This is a genomic window from Pseudoalteromonas sp. P1-25 (genome assembly GCF_001401805.1).
Classification (GTDB): domain Bacteria; phylum Pseudomonadota; class Gammaproteobacteria; order Enterobacterales; family Alteromonadaceae; genus Pseudoalteromonas.
Map to the genome: position 1 here is coordinate 1 of NZ_LKDW01000017.1, position 17463 is coordinate 17463.

Below are 17463 nucleotides of genomic sequence, written 5' to 3' on the forward strand. Positions count from 1 at the left end.
CTGATTAGCTCGTTCATCGCTATGCGTTGCGCTCTGCCGTCTCAGTGGGGTCGCATTATAGGGAGAACGGATTTTTACGCAAGCGTTTTTTAATAAAAACTATAAATAAAAGCTATTTCGTGTATTTTTCACTCTAAAGGGCCAAAGCAAGTACAAAAAACAAACTAAACCTATATGCAAAGCCCAGTTTGTTTTAAATATAACGATGTATAAAACGCAAAAAGCACCTATAAGGTGCTTTTTAGTTAATTTATTAACTACGGGTATTAATACAAAATACTATATAGCTTTCTTCTGTATTTCGCTGCAAGTGCATCTCCATCTGGTAGAGAAGCGATAATTGCTAAAAAGCTTGCTTTAGCGTCATTAAAGTTAAGATCCTTTTTAAGTACGCTGAAGAGTGTTTCGAGTGCTTCTTCTTTTCGTCCTGCATCGTTTAGCAATTGGCTTAGCTCTGTTTTTAAGTCTAAATCATTTGGGTACTTTTCTACTTGAGATTGCTTTTCATTTATCTCTGGCGAGTCGGTAGCTTCGAGGGCCGCTTCGCATTTTGCTTTTATGTTATGAAAGTAAGCATCTTGCTCTTGGGCGTCAATTGTATCAATAAGTGCTTGAGCATCATCTAGCTTATGTATTTGAATACATATATCAGCTAATACAAGCTTTATACGGGCGTTTGCACTGTTTATTTCATACGCTTGCTTTGCGTAATTAAATGCAGCATTTAGATCCGACTTTAACAATGCTTGTTTTGCTTGTTCAAGAAGTAGGTCCTGTTGCGCTGGTAAATGCTTACTCAGGGCTTCGCGAATTTGCGCGTCTGTTTGCACGCCCGCTAATAAATCGACTGGCGCTGAATCTTTTAACAATACAAGTGTAGGTAAGGTTTGCAAACCAACCTGCTGCGCTAATTGCGAGGCAAGTGCTTGTTCTACGTCACAATCAAGGTTAGCCACTACAATATGGTCTTTATATTGCGTAGCTAAATTTTCTAATATGCCGATTTGGCTAATACACTCAGGACTTTGTGGCGAGTGGAAGTTAAGCAGCACCAACTTTTGTTGTGATGTTTCACCGAGTACTTGCTGAAGGTTTTGTGCGTTGATACTAACTATGTTGCTCATTGAATTAATTGCCATATTCATTTATTTAGGTTTTTATATGGAGACGAACATAATAAATACAAGTATTAAATACTTTCAAATAATGAGGGAAAACATGAAAATCACCTATCTAGCTGCAGCATTTATGATAGCAAGCCCACTTACTTATGCTAAGCCCCTAAACTTAGATTTAACTAAGAGTATGCCAGCTATTGAAAAGTTTTACCTCGGCTTACACCAATCTCCAGAGCTTTCATATCATGAAAAAGAAACTGGTCAAAAAATAGCATCGCGATTAACAAAACTTGGGTTTGATGTAACAGATAAGGTGGGCGGCTATGGTGTGGTAGGGATTTATAAAAATGGCACCGGCCCTACAATAATGATTCGTACTGATACCGATGGCCTACCAATCACAGAGCAAACCGGTAAACCTTATGCATCTAAAGTACAAGTGACCAATGAGCATGGGAATAAAGTAGGTGTAATGCATGGCTGTGGCCACGATATACATATGAGCTCGTTTATTGGTACTGCTGAGCAACTTATTGCCCACAAAGATAAGTGGCAAGGAACGTTAATGATGGTTGCTCAACCTGCAGAAGAAGTTGGCGGTGGCGCAAAAGCTATGTTAAGTGAAGGCTTATTTAGTAAATATGCTAAGCCTGATCATGTTATTGCGCTGCATGTGAGTGCCAGCGTGCCTGCGGGTAAGGTATCAATGAAAAATGAATACACTATGGCAAGTGTTGATTCGGTAGATATAACTATAAAAGGCAAAGGCGGACACGGCGCCTACCCGCACACTACCGTAGACCCAGTTGTTATTGCTGCGCGTACGGTATTAGCATTACAAACAATCACAAGTCGCGAGCTTTCTCCACTTGAGCCTTCTGTTGTGACTGTGGGATCTATTCATGGTGGTTCAAAGCATAATGTGATTTCCGATGAAGTAAAACTTCAGCTTACGCTTAGAAGCTACAACCCAGAGGTGCGTACGGCGCAAATAGCCGCTATAAAACGTATTACAGCCGGTATTGCTCAAAGTGCAGGCCTTACTAAGTCGCACTACCCTGTTGTTCACGTTCATGAAGATGAATCTATTCCATCTACTTACAACAACCCTCAGCAAACTAATATTGTTAGGAGCGCTATTGCTGATGCAATTGGCGAAACTAATGTACTTGAGACAAAAGCGGTTATGGCTGGTGAAGATTTTGGGCTGTACGGTAGAACTGACGAAAACATTCCTATTACGTTATTTTGGCTAGGTGGAGTAAACCAACAGCAATATACAAATGCGATGAAAAGTAACCAAACACTTCCCTCATTACACTCAAGTAAATTTGCGCCAGATTATAAAGTAGCATTACCGACCGGTATAAAAGCCATGAGTAACGCTGCAGTCGCGTTATTTAATAAAAAGTAAGCCGTATTTGAGAGTTCAGCAATTAAGTGGTTGCTGAGCTCTTTTTATAATTTGTTTTTTTAAATGGTGTTTTTTTACCACGCTTAGCAAAGCGCTTTTTAGGCGGTGCTTTAGGAAGCTTTGAAAATACATGACTATCACAACTAGCTGCTTGCTGTACAAAACCTTCAAGCTCCACCAGCAGTGGCTGTAAAAATTGTTGGTAGCTCATTGCTTGTTGAGCAATATTGCCTAAACTCGCCTCCCATTTAGCGGTCAAATCGGGGCTAGCTAAGCCCTCTGGTAAAACACTAATAAGTGCCAAACCTGTTTGCGTTGCTTTAATTGCTTTACCTTCTCGTTTTAAAAAACGACGCCTAAATAATAATTCGATAATTCCTGCGCGGGTTGCCTCTGTTCCTAATCCATCGGTCTCTTTGAGGATTTTTTTAATTTGCGCATCTTTTACATAACGACTAATGCCGGTCATGGCACTTAGCAATGTTGCATCAGTAAAATGAGACGGTGGCGTAGTGTGTTTTTCTACCACTTCACCTTTAGTGCAGTTAAGCGCCATTCCTTTTGTTAAACGAGGCAAGGTTGCTTCATCTTTTAGCTCGGCTTTACCCATTAATACCTTAAACCCTAAGCTTACGTCTTGCTTTGCGTTGGCTTTAAATAAACCTCCCGCAATGGTTACCTCTACTTTGGTTTCGTTATAAATGTAATCGGGGTAAAACTGGATTAGGTAATGCCTGCAAATAAGTTGATACACTTTTGCCTCATCAGGCGCCAAAGTCGCTGTTTTTAATTGTTTGGCGGTAGGAACAATTGCATGGTGCGCAGCCACTTTTGCATCGTTAAAACATTTGCTGCGTTTTTTAGCGTCTGCCCCATTCACAAACTCAGTATTTTGACCGCCGTTAGCTGCAATTGCCTTTAAAATTGCAGGCGCATCTAAATGCTGCTCTTTAGGCAAATAACGATTATCGGAACGAGGGTAAGTAATTAACTTATGGCGCTCATAGAGCGTTTGGCAAATATCGAGCACTTGCTGAGCTGCCATACCCAATGCCTTTGCTGCATCTATTTGCAGTGCCGATAAATTGTAAGGCAGTGGCGCGCTTTGTTTTTTTTGTTTTTGCTCGAGCGCAGTGACTTCAGCCGGTTGATTGGCTATTCGCGAGGCAACATTTTCAGCGAGTGCTTTATTTAATACACGCCCTTCTTCATCTTGATAAGGCTCGCAGGCTTTGCTTGGCACCCATTTGGCCACAAAGCTTTGCTGCTCGGAAGTTAATAAATGTGCTAACACTTCATAAAATGGTTTAGATACAAAGTTAGCTATTTCGTTATCTCGATTAACCACTAAGCCTAAAATTGGAGTTTGTACACGACCCACCGACAACACATTGCCAAAACCTGCTTTTTGACCCGCCAGTGTATAAGCACGTGTAAGGTTCATACCAAATAACCAATCTGCACGTGAACGCGCAAGCGCTGATACACTAAGTGGAATAAATTCACGGTTTGAACGCATGTGGTTGAGTGCTTTTTTTACCGCCGCTAGATTTAAATCACTTATTAGCAAACGCTGAATACTTTGCTTTTTGGTTTTACTTATTTTGGCTTGCTCTATTACCTCATCTACCAAAAGTTGACCCTCGCGATCGGGATCGCCCGCATGCACGAGTACTGATGCCTGCTTAATTAGCTTTTTTAAAATAGTTAATTGCTTACGCGTTTTCGTTTTTGCCTTGAGCTGCCACTGCTCCGGCACTATGGGAAGGTGTTCAAATTGCCACTTTTTAAAACGCGCATCATAATCATCAGGTTCAGCTTGCTCTAACAAGTGCCCGATACACCACGAGACACAGTCACCATTAGCCACTTCTATATAGCCATCGTGTTTTTTATGTGGTTTAGGCAGTGCATCAGCAATAGCTCTGCCAAGTGATGGCTTTTCTGCGATATAGAGTTTCATGGGAGTTGCTCGTTAACTGTTTATATAAACAGTAGTTTAGCACAGCTATTTAGAAGGTGGAGCGCTTTCTATTTTTGAGGGGGTATTATACCAATCCGCAATAATATCTGATCATTTTGCAGGGCTAAACGTGTCGCTATCTGCGTTAAAAAATTCTCATTTAGAACAACTGAATAGCGAATTTATTGCCTTGCTATCAACACGTTTATCCATCCTCAAAATAGATCACTTACTTATGCGGATTGGTATTACTTTTTTTAGCGAAAAACATAATTAAAGGTAAATAACACACTATGACGGTGCCAATATTGATAAAGGGCATTAACGTTTTATAAATAATGGTGCTGTACGCTAAATCCCAAAGGTGACGGTCAACTAATCTGAATAATTGTAATATAGGTGCGCCAATAACCACTAACTGACCAATAACGCATTGCCATAAATAAACTTTATCTTTTATTCCCCAGTAAGCTATTAACGCCATCCATATAATATCGGTAGCCGCCCATACTAAATAACGATAGATATAAATATCGTCAAACTCTCTCAAGCTAGAGGCTGTTATCCCTCCAAAAAAGAAAAAAGCGGCGGTCAGTAATGCAAATCTAAAGGCTAGGTAATCTTTAAATATAAAAAATATAAAAAGAGCCGGGCTTAGCATAAAAACCCAGCTTTTACTTAAAATACTAACGAAATACAAAAACCATTCAGGCAAAATGTTTTACCTTATTTTTCTTTTGTATCGTCGGTTCCATCACCGTTACCTGGCATGTCACAATATTTAATTATAACTTTCACAGCACGTCCATTACATATGTTAAGGAAATGTACTTTAAGCTAAAATGATGAGATTGCCAAGATACTTCAAGGGATAAAGTACCTTAAAATGAAACTAATTTAATAAAGTATAACGTCAGGCAATAACCTAGCGCACATCAATAGGGTCTGACTCTTTAGCCTTACCTTGTAAGATTGATATTTCTACTCGGCGATTTCTACGCCTGTCTTCATTAGAATCGTTAGGCACAAGTGGGCGAGTATCAGCACGCCCTACTACCATCATGCGGTTTTTATCAAACCCTTGTACCGTTTGTAATTCGCTTGCTACCGCCACAGCACGCTTTGACGATAAATCCCAGTTATTAATATATAACTCGTTAGAAACCTGAAAATCATCGGTGTGACCCGATACTGTAATTTCGCCAGGTACATCTTTTAATAACTCACCAATATCTTGAATTATGGGCTTAAACTTAGGTTGTAAAAAAGCACTGCCAGAAGGAAACGAGCCATTTTCACGGATACGAATAATGATTTGCTGACCGAGGGATTCAAGCTCGATTGCACCATCAATAATCTGTTTTTCGAGCTGTTGCGCTATTTTTTTCACTAGCTCGTTAGTTTGTTCTTGATCGGCCGCTGAAGTTGCTTGCTCTGAAGATTGCTGCTGCGATGTACTACGTGACTCGCCACCACGCTTATCGCCACGTTGTTCTTGTCTACCACCAGCGGAGCTTTCATCACCCGCTTGAAACTCAAGCATTTGCTGGGTCATTTCAACGGTTTGCTGTTGAATGGTTTCTATCGGGGTAGGCTCTGGCTTGCCAGGAGTAAATTCCATAGCAATAACTGAGGTCCCTTTTGGAATGTCTTTTACTTCTATTTTGTTTTGAACACCAAAAGCAAACTTCATCGAGCCTGCTATTTGCTTAAATTTAAGTACATCCATTTCTGAAAACGCGAGCAAAAGTACAAAAAAGCACATTAAAAGCGACATTAAATCGGCAAATGTTCCCATCCAAGCAGGCAAACCTGGCGGTGGGCATTTGCACTCTTGATCAGACATGGTTACTCCTCGGTATCTACTTTGCGCTTAGACTCAGCAAGGTAGTTTTTCAATATACCTTCAATTACTTTCGGGTTTTGGCCATCTTGAATACCTAAAATAGCATCCAATATTAGACGCTGATTCATCGCTTCTTCGTCTTTACGAAGCTCCAGTTTTACCTGAATAGGAATAGCCACTACATTTGCTAAAAATGCACCATATAAAGTCGTTAACAATGCCACCGCCATTGCAGGGCCGATGGCTTTAGGGTCATCCATGTTAGATAACATAGCAACTAAGCCTATTAACGTTCCTATCATACCCATTGCAGGGGCTATATCGGCAAGTGACTTAAATAAACCGGCGCCCAGTTCGTGACGAGTTGTAGTTAAAGAAATGTCTTTTTGAAGCGTGGCACGAACTACATCAGCATCGTGGCCATCAACGAGCATATCTACCCCTTTTCGCATAAAAGGGTTTGGTATTTCGGCTTCTTCAAGGGCTAAAAAACCGCCTTTACGAGCAGAGTCAGCAAGTTCAACTGCTTTTTCGATAAGCTCTTCTGGCGATTCGATTTTAAACATAAATGCTTTACCAACAACCTTACCTATGCCCAAAAACTGCGACAAGGTAAAGTTTGATAACACAATAAATAGTGAGCCACCAAATACAATTACGCTAGAAGGTGCATCGGCAAACATCCCCATTTCGCCGCTACTACTCATAAACATGGACATGACAATTAAACCAATTGCGCCAAGGATCCCAATTATGGTTGCTAAATCCACATTTCCTCCAAAGTATTATACTTTGTTATTCAAACTTTTATTATTAACTACTTATCGGCAAGATACTGAAATACTTAAGCCATTTTTGAAAAAAGTGTAAAACACTGTGTTTTGCCTAATTTTAGATCAAGATACCCTACTCGCCTAGCGACTAATTAATTTTTATTGTACACAGTGGGGGCTAATACGCATCTTATACGTTATAAAAATACGATTTAAACTGATATAACTCAAAAAACAGCGATCATCCTTTGACCTAGTTTAGCATTCCCCCTAAAATTGGCTCCTAAATTTATCATGCTGGCTGAAATTAAACATGGCGACTAAAAAACCTGAAAACCTAAGTTTTGAACAAGCTCTCGAAGAATTATCAACCATTGTCGGTGACATGGAACAAGGTGACTTATCGCTTGAACAGTCGTTAAAACAATTTGAGCGTGGTATAGCCTTAGCAAACGCCTCAACGGGCAAGCTGCAACAAGCCGAGCAAAAAGTCTCTATTTTAATGGGTAATGATGAAAAAGCAGCGCTGACTTCCTTTAATAATGAAGTGGAATAACCGTGAGCATACAAGAAAAAATAGAATGTGCTCAACAAGATGTCGTAAAGACCCTGCAACAGTACTTTGATCAATCCCTTGATACCGCACACATAGTAAAAGAAGCCACGCATTACGGCTTATTTAACGGTGGCAAGCGTTTACGTCCCTTTTTAGTCTACGCAAGTGGTGAAATGCTCGGAGCTAATAAGCAAGATCTAGACACCCTTGCTGCTGCTATTGAATGTATTCATAGCTACTCGTTAGTACACGATGATTTACCAGCCATGGATGACGACGACCTTCGCCGCGGGCGCCCAACTTGCCATATAGCGTTTGATGATGCGCATGCAATTTTAGCGGGCGATGCACTACAAACATTAGCCTTTGAGCTTATTTCGTCTCATAATTTTACTTGCAGCGCGACAACACAAGTAAAAATGATCAGCGCACTGGCTAAAGCATCTGGGCTTGAAGGCATGGTAGGCGGGCAAGGGTTAGATATTGCAGCTACAGATAAAGTGATTACAGTACAACAGCTTGAACGAATTCATAGATTAAAAACGGGTGCTTTAATAAACTGTGCCATTACTTTAGGTGCATTATGTAGCGAAAAAGCAGACAAACAAACCTTAGAAAACTTAAGTGTTTTTGGGTATGCTATAGGGCTGGCATTTCAAGTGCACGACGACATTTTAGATGTTGAAGGTGACACATTTACTTTAGGTAAGCCACAAGGCTCTGATTTAGCTGCTAATAAAGCAACTTATCCGGCCCTATTAGGTATGCAAGGTGCCAAACAAATGGCGCAAGATTTAATAGAGCAAGCACATCAGGCATTAAACAAAATAGATGCTGATACCTCTACTCTAGCGGCGTTGGCAAACTACCTGATTAAACGTGACCATTGAGTGTTACATATACGTATTGCCATTTAGCACTGACATTATTACTCAACAGCGGTAACAACGACTAAGTTAGCACCGCTGTTAGCGAAGGATAAAATAAATACCATGACACTTGATAGTAGCAAGTATCCATTACTTAACTTGGTTGACGAACCAGCCCACTTACGCGACATAGCGCAAGATAAACTCCCTGCGTTTAGCAACGAGTTACGAGACTATTTACTCAACTCTGTTTCGCAAAGTAGCGGCCATTTAGCGTCTGGTTTAGGAACTGTTGAGCTTACCGTTGCGCTTCATTATGTGTATAACACACCAGAAGATCGCCTAGTGTGGGACGTGGGCCATCAAGCGTACCCGCATAAAATTTTAACGGGCCGACGCGATTTAATGCACACAATTCGTCAAAAAGATGGATTACACCCCTTTCCTTTTCGTGAAGAAAGCCAATACGATACGTTTAGTGTTGGGCACTCAAGCACCTCTATTTCAGCTGCGCTCGGTATGTCTATTGCAGCTCAAAAAGAAGGCAAAGGCCGTAAAACCGTTGCCGTTATAGGCGATGGCGCCATTACAGCAGGAATGGCATTTGAAGCCATGAACCACTTAGGCGATGTAAAATCTGACATGTTAATCATTTTAAATGATAACGAAATGTCGATTTCTGAAAACGTCGGTGCGTTAACCAATCACTTTGCGCGTATTTTATCTGGCAGCTTTTACACAAATATTCGCGAAGGCAGTAAAAAGTTACTCTCTGGCGTGCCTCCTGTTAAAGAGCTTGCCAGTAAAGTAGAAGAGCACCTAAAAGGAATGGTTATTCCAGGCACCTTTTTTGAAGAACTAGGTCTTAATTACATTGGCCCAATTGATGGCCACGATGTAAATATGCTTGTTGATACACTGCGTAATATGCGCAATTTGAAAGGGCCTCAGCTTTTACATATAAAAACGCAAAAAGGAAAAGGCTATAAACCGGCAGAAGCTGATCCTATTGGTTATCACGGTGTACCAAAGTTCGACCCTAATACATCAAGCTTACCTAAATCTAAACCTGGCGCCGCCACTTTCTCTAAGGTGTTTGGTGATTGGTTGTGTGATATGGCCGAGCAAGATAAAAAGTTAATGGCTATTACACCGGCAATGCGTGAAGGCTCAGGTATGGTGCGTTTTTCAAAAGAACACCCAGAGCAGTATTTCGATGTAGCTATAGCAGAGCAACACGCTGTTACATTGGCGGCCGGTTTTGCTTGTGAAGGGTTAAAACCCGTTGTAGCTATTTACTCGAGCTTTTTACAACGTGCGTATGATCAACTTATTCACGATGTTGCACTGCAAAAACTACCTGTGCTTTTTGCTATAGACCGCGCAGGTATTGTGGGCGCCGACGGCGAAACACACCAAGGTGCGTACGACTTAAGCTTCATGCGCTGTATTCCCAATATGGTTATTATGGCCCCAAGTGATACTAACGAGTGCCGCCATATGCTTTACACCGGTTATAAAGCTAATTGCCCTGTAGCAGTTCGTTACCCACGTGGTAGTGCCGGTACTGCCGATATTCAAAGCGAAATGACACTATTAGAACTAGGTAAAGCTCATACCATTAAGCACGGCGCTAAAATTGCTATTTTATCCTTTGGTACTTTGCTTGAAAACGCCCAACTTGCTGCAAATGAGCTAGGTGCAACGCTAGTTAATATGCGCTTTATTAAGCCACTTGATACACGTTTATTAGATGAGCTTGGCCAAACTCATGATGTAATAGTAACGCTTGAAGACAACGCTATTTGTGGTGGCGCTGGCTCTGCTGTTAATGAATATTTAGCAGCGCAAAAAGCCAGCCTAAAAGTGCTTAACTTAGGTATTCCTGATGAATTTATTAAGCACGGCACTCAAGCGCAAATGCATGATGAAATGGGCTTAGGCGAACAAGGCATTTTAAATTCAATAAAATCCTTTATCGCTTAATTAAACAAAAAAAAAGGAGCTTTTAAGCTCCTTTCTTTTTAGCTAAGTCTTGTACAGCTTAGCTTTCTGATTACTTCATAGGTTTAGTTTATCTATCAATAGCAACACGCATGTAAAAGGTATCGATTTAACTTTATCGCATCCACACTTTAATATCTGCTAAGCCATTACTTTGTAAAATACCCAGCTGCTGATCTACATTCGAATTTTGCTCAAACTCAAACGCATCTAACTGTTTATCAAACGTAATATTAGCGACACCATCACCACCGCGTTTTTTAACCTGATGAAGCGCTATATCGGCTAAATTTATCGACGTTTCCCAACTGATTACTTGCCCACCTAAAAGTGGCAGTGGGTAAAAAGACCACCCTAATGACGCCGTTATATTGGTGGTTTTACCGTTCGGTAGTTGAAACGAATTTAATGCAATTGCTTGGCATAAATCAGAGGCATAGCTGTCAATCATGTTGCACTTAAAGTCGCGCAGTAATAATAAAAATTCATCCCCACTCCAGCGAGCTACATAGTCCGAGCCTTGGGTACGCGAATTAAGTAACGCTGCCATTTGTTGTAAACAACTATCCCCTGCGATTGGTCCATATGCATCGTTTATACGGCTGAAATTATCAAAGTTAATAATAAGCAGCACAAGTGACTTGCCTTGCGCTTGTAAAGACTGCGCATTACGTTGAAAGTGCTCAATATCTTTAGGAAGTTGATCAAATAAGAAGCGACGGCTACGAAGCCCTGTAAGCTCATCTGAGTGACTAACAAGTTTAAGTTGTGAGTTTACTTGGCCTAGCTTGTCATTGGCTTGACGCAGCTCTAATGTACGCTCTGTAACCAGGGCTTCGAGTACTTCTTGCTTGCGTCGCTCTTGCGCTCTAAATACCCAAAAAATAAAGTAAAATAGTAAAATAAAGCCACTAACAATGAGTAGCCTAAAGTAAATAGTCTCGTCAAAACGCTGCGGTACAATAAATGCGTACTCGGCAGTTTGTGCTCTATCCCAATCCTCGCCTTGACGTTTTGCCTCAAGCTCGAATAAAAATGCCCCTGCCGGTAAATTTGTATAAATGGCCTCTCGGCGTGAATTAGCATAGCGCCAATCGCTATCTAAACCACTTAACTTATACCTGAACTCAATACTGTTTGGCGCATAATAATCGATGGCGGTGTACTTTAACGTTATATCGCGCTCATCGGTATCTAGCAGAGGTTTTTCGCCTAATGCAGCGGTAGTTAACGCGCGCAGTGGTGTGGTCAGTGTTTCTACTTTAGGCTTTAATACATTTAAGCCAAATAGCTCGGTATTTTTAGGTATTTCTACAATGCCTTGTAAGCTTGGGTACCAAATTGAATAATCTGTCATGGCAACAGCATCATGCCCTAAACCGTTACAACATTGGCTTGCTTTACCATCAAGTTGCCTATCAAAAGAAGAAATAACCTCTTCCACTTTTAGGCTCGACACCTCGCCTTTAAATTGCGCTACAGGCATACGGTAAACACCTTTCATGGTACTTACCCATACACGCTTGTAGGTTTCGTCATACTCTAAGCTAAAAATAGAACCATAGGGTAAGCCGTTGGCTGCATCTAACTGTCGCCAATGCCCTTGTAAACTTCTGTAAAATAGGCCGTCGTTAAGCGAGCCTATTAAAATACCTACCCCGTCTATGTGTAATACGCTGGTGATGTATGCACTTTCGAGCGAGGTTTGGTCACCTATTTTTTCAATGCCTCGGTCAGTAAAGTAATACGCCCCTTTACTGGTACCTATTACACCAAAGTTTGCTTTATCAAGCACATAAGTTATAAATTTACTGCCTAAAAAGGCATTGTATGCAAAGGGTGTTAACCCGCCATAACTCAGCCTATACAAGCCACGCCCTGTACCTATCCAAAAGCCCCCTTTGCTTGATGGACTAATAGCAAATACAGGGTTGTCGCGCAGGGCTCTGCCCGGAAAACTGTATAGTTTATCTTGCTCGTAAAAAAACAGCCCTCGTCCGGTTGCGATATATAAACGTGAGCCATCAAACTGTAAATCGTGTACGGTTGCACGCCCAAATTGCGCACTGGGTATTTTATTAACAAAGTTTTTATTTAAATCGAAATACCCAATACCACTTTTATTTGCCACCCATAAATTTCCATCGGGCGCTTGGCTAATTGCCATAACGGCCTCGGTCATTTGCGATAAAGCAGAGTGGCGTTCAATACGTCCTTCGTGTGCAAGCCATAAGCCCTCGCTGAAACTGGCAAGCCAAATATTATTTTGGCTATCGTGGTAAATATCAGCAAACCAAATGCTTTGATCAAGTTGACTTGGCTCAACCCATTGCCATTCACCCGACTTAGCTCTAAAAAGCAGTCGCCCATACGTAGAAACCCATAAGCCACCATTGGTGTCGCTCATAAATTTATACACAGCTGAGTTATTTGCATTCGGCAGCGGGAAAGGTCTTAGCTCATCGTCTAAATCTAAAAAGTAGGCACCCAGTTCAGAGGCTAAGTATAAATTACCATTTAAAAAAGACAGATCATGAACAATGGTTTGTGCTAACCGCTCAGGCAATGATACCTTCGCTGTTAATTCCAACCTGAGTTTTGAAAAATCAGAGGCGCTTTTAGTTAAGCGTAGTAAATGACGGTCGTTAACCAGCCAAATCCCCTCTGGAGAAAGCGCCATTTGACTAACCGACCCCACTATTTGGGTGATCACGGTGGCATTAACAATAGGAACGAGTGCGTTCGCTTTATCACGTAAATCGACTTGGTTGCGGTCTACATAATAAAGCCCATTAGCTGCAATCCAAATGCTGCCTTTGGCGTCTTCTAATATATCTCTAACTGGGCCTTTAATATTAAATTCTTGTGCGGCAAGCGTTTGTGGGTTTATGACCACCAAGCCACTTTTAGTGCCTACCCATAAATAGCCATTACTATCTATGAGCAATTTATTAATACCATTACTTGGTAAAAAAGGACTATTTTGTGTGTTGTAATTAGTGAAGGTTGTGCCGTCAAAACGGCTAAGACCAAATTGCGTTCCGACCCACATATAGCCTTGCTGATCTTGCACAACACTTTTAAGCGATTGCGAGGGCAAACCATCTTTAATATTCCATTGTTTAACAACGTAATCAGTAATAGAAGCCCAACTTGGCATGGCACACAACATAAGTACACATACCAGTAAAAATCGCATCATTTCGCTGCCACCTAATTAAACAAATAAAACACAAAAATTAAAAGGGTAGTAAACCTGCTTTTATTAACGCTTGCAAACAAATAAGTGAAAAAATACCGGCAAGTACATCATCAGCCATTATACCCACACCACCGTCCATTCGCTTATCGAGCGTTTTAATCGGGCCTGGTTTGGCAATATCAAAAAATCTAAATAATAAAAAGCCTACAAGCAAGGTTTGCCAACTAAGCGCTGCGCCGATCATCGTAATGTAATAACCTGCAACTTCATCCCACACTATGGCTGGGTGGTCGTGCACACCTAAATCATCGGCGGTTTTGCCACACACCCAAATACCAAAAATACTAATAACCACAGCAAACACGATTTGTAGCCAAAGCGGAAAATACATGGTCATAAAAATAAATGGCAAAGCAGCAAATGTACCAAAGGTGCCTGGCGCAACAGGCGCAAGGCCAGTGCCAAACCCTAGGCCAAATAACTGGTGTGGGCGCTTTAAATTAAACTGTTTTTTGCTAGTCAAACCTGCTCCTTGGCAAAGTGCTCAAAGCCCTGTTGCTCAAAATTAAATTTTTCACCGTGGTGCAAAAGCTCAATGTGCCCTTCGCCACTTTTTATTTGCCCTATGCACGTTGCTTCTACGCCATATTGGCGTAATTTAAGCTCCAACATGCTTTTATTATCTTCAGAGACAGTAAAAAGTAATTCGTAGTCATCGCCATAGCCTAAAATATACGGCAATTGGGCCTCAAAGCTCAGGCTTGAACGCATAGCGTCTGAGGTTGGGATGTTTTCGATATTTATACTGGCACTCACTTGCGACATATCAAGTATGTGGGTTAAATCCGCTATAAGGCCATCAGACACGTCAATGGCTGATGAAGCAAGGCCTCGTAATACTTGCCCTGCAGCAACACGCGGCGTTGGGTAATCAAAGCGGCTATTTATGTACTTTAAGTTCTCAGGCTCAATACTGAGGCCACGCTTGCGAGATTCAATAGCCAAACCTGCATCACCTAGCGTGCCGGTTACACATACCCAGTCGCCCACTTTAGCACCTGCACGGCGTAAAGCTTTGCCCTCTGGCACTGTGCCTTTAGCGCATATAGTAACGGTTAAAGGGCCCTGTGTAGTATCGCCACCAATTATTTGTACATTAAAGTACTCAGCAATTTCGTGCATTCCCTCAGTAAACTCTTCAATCCACTGCTGGTTAATATTTGGTAGGGTTAATGCCACCGACACCCAAGTAGGCTCTGCTCCCATGGCTGCTAAATCACTTAGATTTACTGCCAGTGCTCGGTGTCCTAATGCTCGGGGAGAAATGTCATCAAAAAAATGAACACCCGATACAAGCGTATCAGTTGTTACTGCCAGTTGGCAGTTTTGTGGAACGGTAACTAATGCACAGTCGTCCCCTATTCCTAGGCTTACATCACGACGAGTTATACCACGACCTTTAAAGTAGCGGTTTATTAATTCAAATTCCTTCATACACAAAAAAGCCGACCTATGCCGGCTCTCCTTTTTAACGTGTACTAACTGTTAAAGCTAAGCTCTTAAGTAGAGCGCTTTAGCAAAGTTAGTATTACTTGCGTAAATGCTTAACAGCTTTATCAAGTACACCGTTTACAAATTTATGGCTGTCTTCAGCGCCAAATATTTTAGCAAGCTCAATGCCTTCATTGATTGCTACTTTGTATGGCACATCTTCGCGGAATTTAAGCTCATACGCGCTTAAACGTAAAATTGCACGCTCTACCATATCTAAATCATCGAATGGACGTGTTAAATGCGGAGAGACAGCTTCATCTAGTTGCTTATAATTAACGGCAACGCCACGCGCTAAATCTTTAAAGTATTCAACATCAATTTTAGTCACGTCGTTTTCGATCAACATTTGTTGCTCGATATCGGCAATTAAATTGCCACTTAATTGCCAAGAATAAACGGCTTGAAGTGCTAAGATACGTGCTTTACGTCTTGCTGCTGGTTTCACAAAAATTCCTTAAACTTAAATTTTATCTAACACATTAACCATTTCAAGCGCGCCTAATGCCGCTTCGCCGCCTTTATTACCCATTTTGGTACCAGCGCGTTCAATTGCTTGTTCAATGCTTTCTGTGGTTAATACGCCAAATGCAACCGGGATATCATACTCAAGCGATACATTTGCAAGGCCTTTGTTAGATTCGCCAGCAACGAGGTCAAAGTGTGGTGTACCACCTCTGATCACTACGCCTAATGCGATGATTGCATCATACTCTTTTTTTGCCGCAATGCGTTTTGCCGCTAAAGGTAACTCTACTGCACCGGGTACATACACAACGGTAATGTCATCATCGGCTACGCCACCAGTACGCTTTAGTTCATCAACAGCACCTTCAAGTAGGCTGCTACCAATAAAATCGTTAAAACGAGAAATAACAATAGCGAATTTTTTGCCTGGAGCGTACTTATTACCTTCAATAATTTTCATTTGATAACCCTAAAAATATGTTCAAGCGGTTGCGATTGCGCAAAAATTGCTGCGCATCATACCATAAAAATAAAAAAATAGACTAGTTAAAAGCACAGCCCTTATTGTGGCTCAACGTAATCAACCACTTCTAAATGAAAGCCCGAAAGTGCATGGTACTTTTTAGGGCGACTCATTAAGCGCATTTGCTTAATACCTAAATCAGCCAGTATTTGCGAGCCCACACCAACAGTACGTGATGTGCCTTTAAATTTACGCGGCGTAACATTCTCACCAGTGTCGGCAGCAGCAAATGCTTTAACAGTAGCCTCTAGCTCTTCAGTGCTTTCTTGCTTGCCTAAAATAACCAATGCACCATTGTTTTTTGCAATGTGCGCCATTGCATCTGAAAGCCCCCAACTACGATCCGCACTTCTGTCCGAGAGTAAAATATCGTTAAAGGTACTTTGTAAGTGTACACGCACAAGAGTTGGCTCGTTTTCTTTAATTTCGCCTTTTAACAATACGTAATGCAGTTGGCCGTCAATGGTGTCTTTGTAAGTTACTAAATCAAACTCGCCGTGCTCGGTGGGCAACTTACACTTAGCCACTTGCTCTATGGTGGTTTCGTTAAGGTTTCGGTACTCAATTAAATCTGCAATCGTGCCAATTTTAATACCATGCTCTTTAGCAAAGACTTCTAAATCAGGGCGACGTGCCATAGTGCCATCGGCATTGAGAATTTCGACAATAACCGATGAGGCTTCAAGGCCCGCTAACCGTGCTAAATCACAACCGGCTTCGGTATGACCTGCGCGCGTTAAAACACCACCAGGTTGCGCCATAATAGGAAAAATATGGCCAGGTTGTACTATATCGCTAGGTACAGCCCCCTTTGCTATTGCCGCTTGAACTGTGCGCGCTCTATCAGCTGCCGATATACCGGTTGTTACGCCTTTGGCAGCTTCAATCGACATAGTAAAATTAGTAGAAAACGCAGCACCATTATTTTTTACCATTAATGGTAAATCAAGCTGTTGGCAACGCTCCTGTGTCATAGTTAAACAAATTAAGCCACGGCCATGAGTAGCCATAAAATTAATGGCTTCGGCGCTAATATGCTCCGCAGCAATGATTAAATCGCCTTCGTTTTCTCTGTCTTCGTCATCCATTAAAATAACCATTTTACCGGCTTTAATGTCGTCGATGATTTCTTGTGCGCTGTGTAAGTTCATAAATTTGCTCGTGTAAGTTATCAGT

General features: G+C 41.4%; 15 protein-coding genes. 4 read left to right on the forward strand and 11 right to left on the reverse strand.

The features are described from left to right. Positions 1-266: 266 nt before the first annotated feature. Positions 267-1124 carry a tetratricopeptide repeat protein gene (locus AN393_RS11640; RefSeq protein WP_055018188.1) on the reverse strand — a complete coding sequence of 286 codons (858 nt, stop codon included), beginning with the start codon at positions 1122-1124 and terminating at the stop codon, positions 267-269. A 94-nt stretch (positions 1125-1218) separates the two neighbouring features. Here AN393_RS11640 and AN393_RS11645 point away from each other — a divergent pair, with 94 nt between their 5' ends. Further along, a complete protein-coding gene (locus AN393_RS11645; RefSeq protein ID WP_055018140.1) occupies positions 1219-2532 on the forward strand; it encodes a M20 family metallopeptidase in 1314 nt (437 codons plus the stop codon). 22 nt (positions 2533-2554) lie between these two features. Here the strand turns inward: AN393_RS11645 and AN393_RS11650 are convergent, their stop codons facing one another. From AN393_RS11650 to pomA, 4 genes are all read right to left on the reverse strand, one after another. Next, entirely contained in the window at positions 2555-4495 is a 1941-nt protein-coding gene (locus tag AN393_RS11650) for a DNA topoisomerase III (RefSeq protein WP_055018141.1), read from the reverse strand. Positions 4496-4724: 229 nt separating this feature from the next. After that, complete coding sequence (locus tag AN393_RS11655) at positions 4725-5210, reverse strand: hypothetical protein (RefSeq protein ID WP_055018142.1); 486 nt, start codon at positions 5208-5210, stop codon at positions 4725-4727. Positions 5211-5420: 210 nt separating this feature from the next. Next, positions 5421-6341 (reverse strand): flagellar motor protein MotB, encoded by a 921-nt coding sequence (locus tag AN393_RS11660; RefSeq protein WP_004586875.1) that lies wholly within the window; start codon positions 6339-6341, stop codon positions 5421-5423. A 2-nt stretch (positions 6342-6343) separates the two neighbouring features. Further along, a complete protein-coding gene (gene pomA, locus AN393_RS11665) occupies positions 6344-7111 on the reverse strand; it encodes a flagellar motor protein PomA (protein ID WP_004586874.1) in 768 nt (255 codons plus the stop codon). Positions 7112-7427: 316 nt separating this feature from the next. Here pomA and AN393_RS11670 point away from each other — a divergent pair, with 316 nt between their 5' ends. The 3 genes from AN393_RS11670 (at position 7428) to dxs (ending at position 10525) form a co-directional block, all read left to right on the forward strand. Further along, positions 7428-7670 (forward strand): exodeoxyribonuclease VII small subunit, encoded by a 243-nt coding sequence (locus AN393_RS11670; RefSeq protein WP_055018143.1) that lies wholly within the window; start codon positions 7428-7430, stop codon positions 7668-7670. 2 nt (positions 7671-7672) lie between these two features. Further along, entirely contained in the window at positions 7673-8560 is an 888-nt protein-coding gene (gene ispA, locus AN393_RS11675; protein WP_055018144.1) for a (2E,6E)-farnesyl diphosphate synthase, read from the forward strand. Between the two features lie 102 nt (positions 8561-8662). Continuing rightward, complete coding sequence (dxs, locus tag AN393_RS11680; RefSeq protein ID WP_055018145.1) at positions 8663-10525, forward strand: 1-deoxy-D-xylulose-5-phosphate synthase; 1863 nt, start codon at positions 8663-8665, stop codon at positions 10523-10525. Positions 10526-10658: 133 nt separating this feature from the next. Here the strand turns inward: dxs and AN393_RS11685 are convergent, their stop codons facing one another. The 6 genes from AN393_RS11685 to ribBA form a co-directional block, all read right to left on the reverse strand. Continuing rightward, positions 10659-13745 (reverse strand): ligand-binding sensor domain-containing diguanylate cyclase, encoded by a 3087-nt coding sequence (locus tag AN393_RS11685; protein ID WP_055018146.1) that lies wholly within the window; start codon positions 13743-13745, stop codon positions 10659-10661. Between the two features lie 37 nt (positions 13746-13782). Then, entirely contained in the window at positions 13783-14268 is a 486-nt protein-coding gene (locus AN393_RS11690) for a phosphatidylglycerophosphatase A (protein ID WP_055018147.1), read from the reverse strand. Further along, positions 14265-15239: a thiamine-phosphate kinase gene (thiL, locus tag AN393_RS11695; protein ID WP_055018148.1), complete on the reverse strand. Its 975-nt coding sequence runs from the start codon at positions 15237-15239 to the stop codon at positions 14265-14267. The genes AN393_RS11690 and thiL overlap by 4 nt, the downstream gene beginning before the upstream one ends. 94 nt (positions 15240-15333) lie before the next feature. After that, entirely contained in the window at positions 15334-15744 is a 411-nt protein-coding gene (gene nusB / locus AN393_RS11700) for a transcription antitermination factor NusB (RefSeq protein WP_004586866.1), read from the reverse strand. A gap of 15 nt (positions 15745-15759) precedes the next feature. Further along, positions 15760-16224, reverse strand: coding sequence for a 6,7-dimethyl-8-ribityllumazine synthase (gene ribE, locus AN393_RS11705; RefSeq protein WP_004586865.1), 465 nt, complete (start codon positions 16222-16224; stop codon positions 15760-15762). A 101-nt stretch (positions 16225-16325) separates the two neighbouring features. After that, a complete protein-coding gene (gene ribBA, locus AN393_RS11710) occupies positions 16326-17438 on the reverse strand; it encodes a bifunctional 3,4-dihydroxy-2-butanone-4-phosphate synthase/GTP cyclohydrolase II (RefSeq protein ID WP_055018149.1) in 1113 nt (370 codons plus the stop codon). Positions 17439-17463 lie beyond the last annotated feature (25 nt).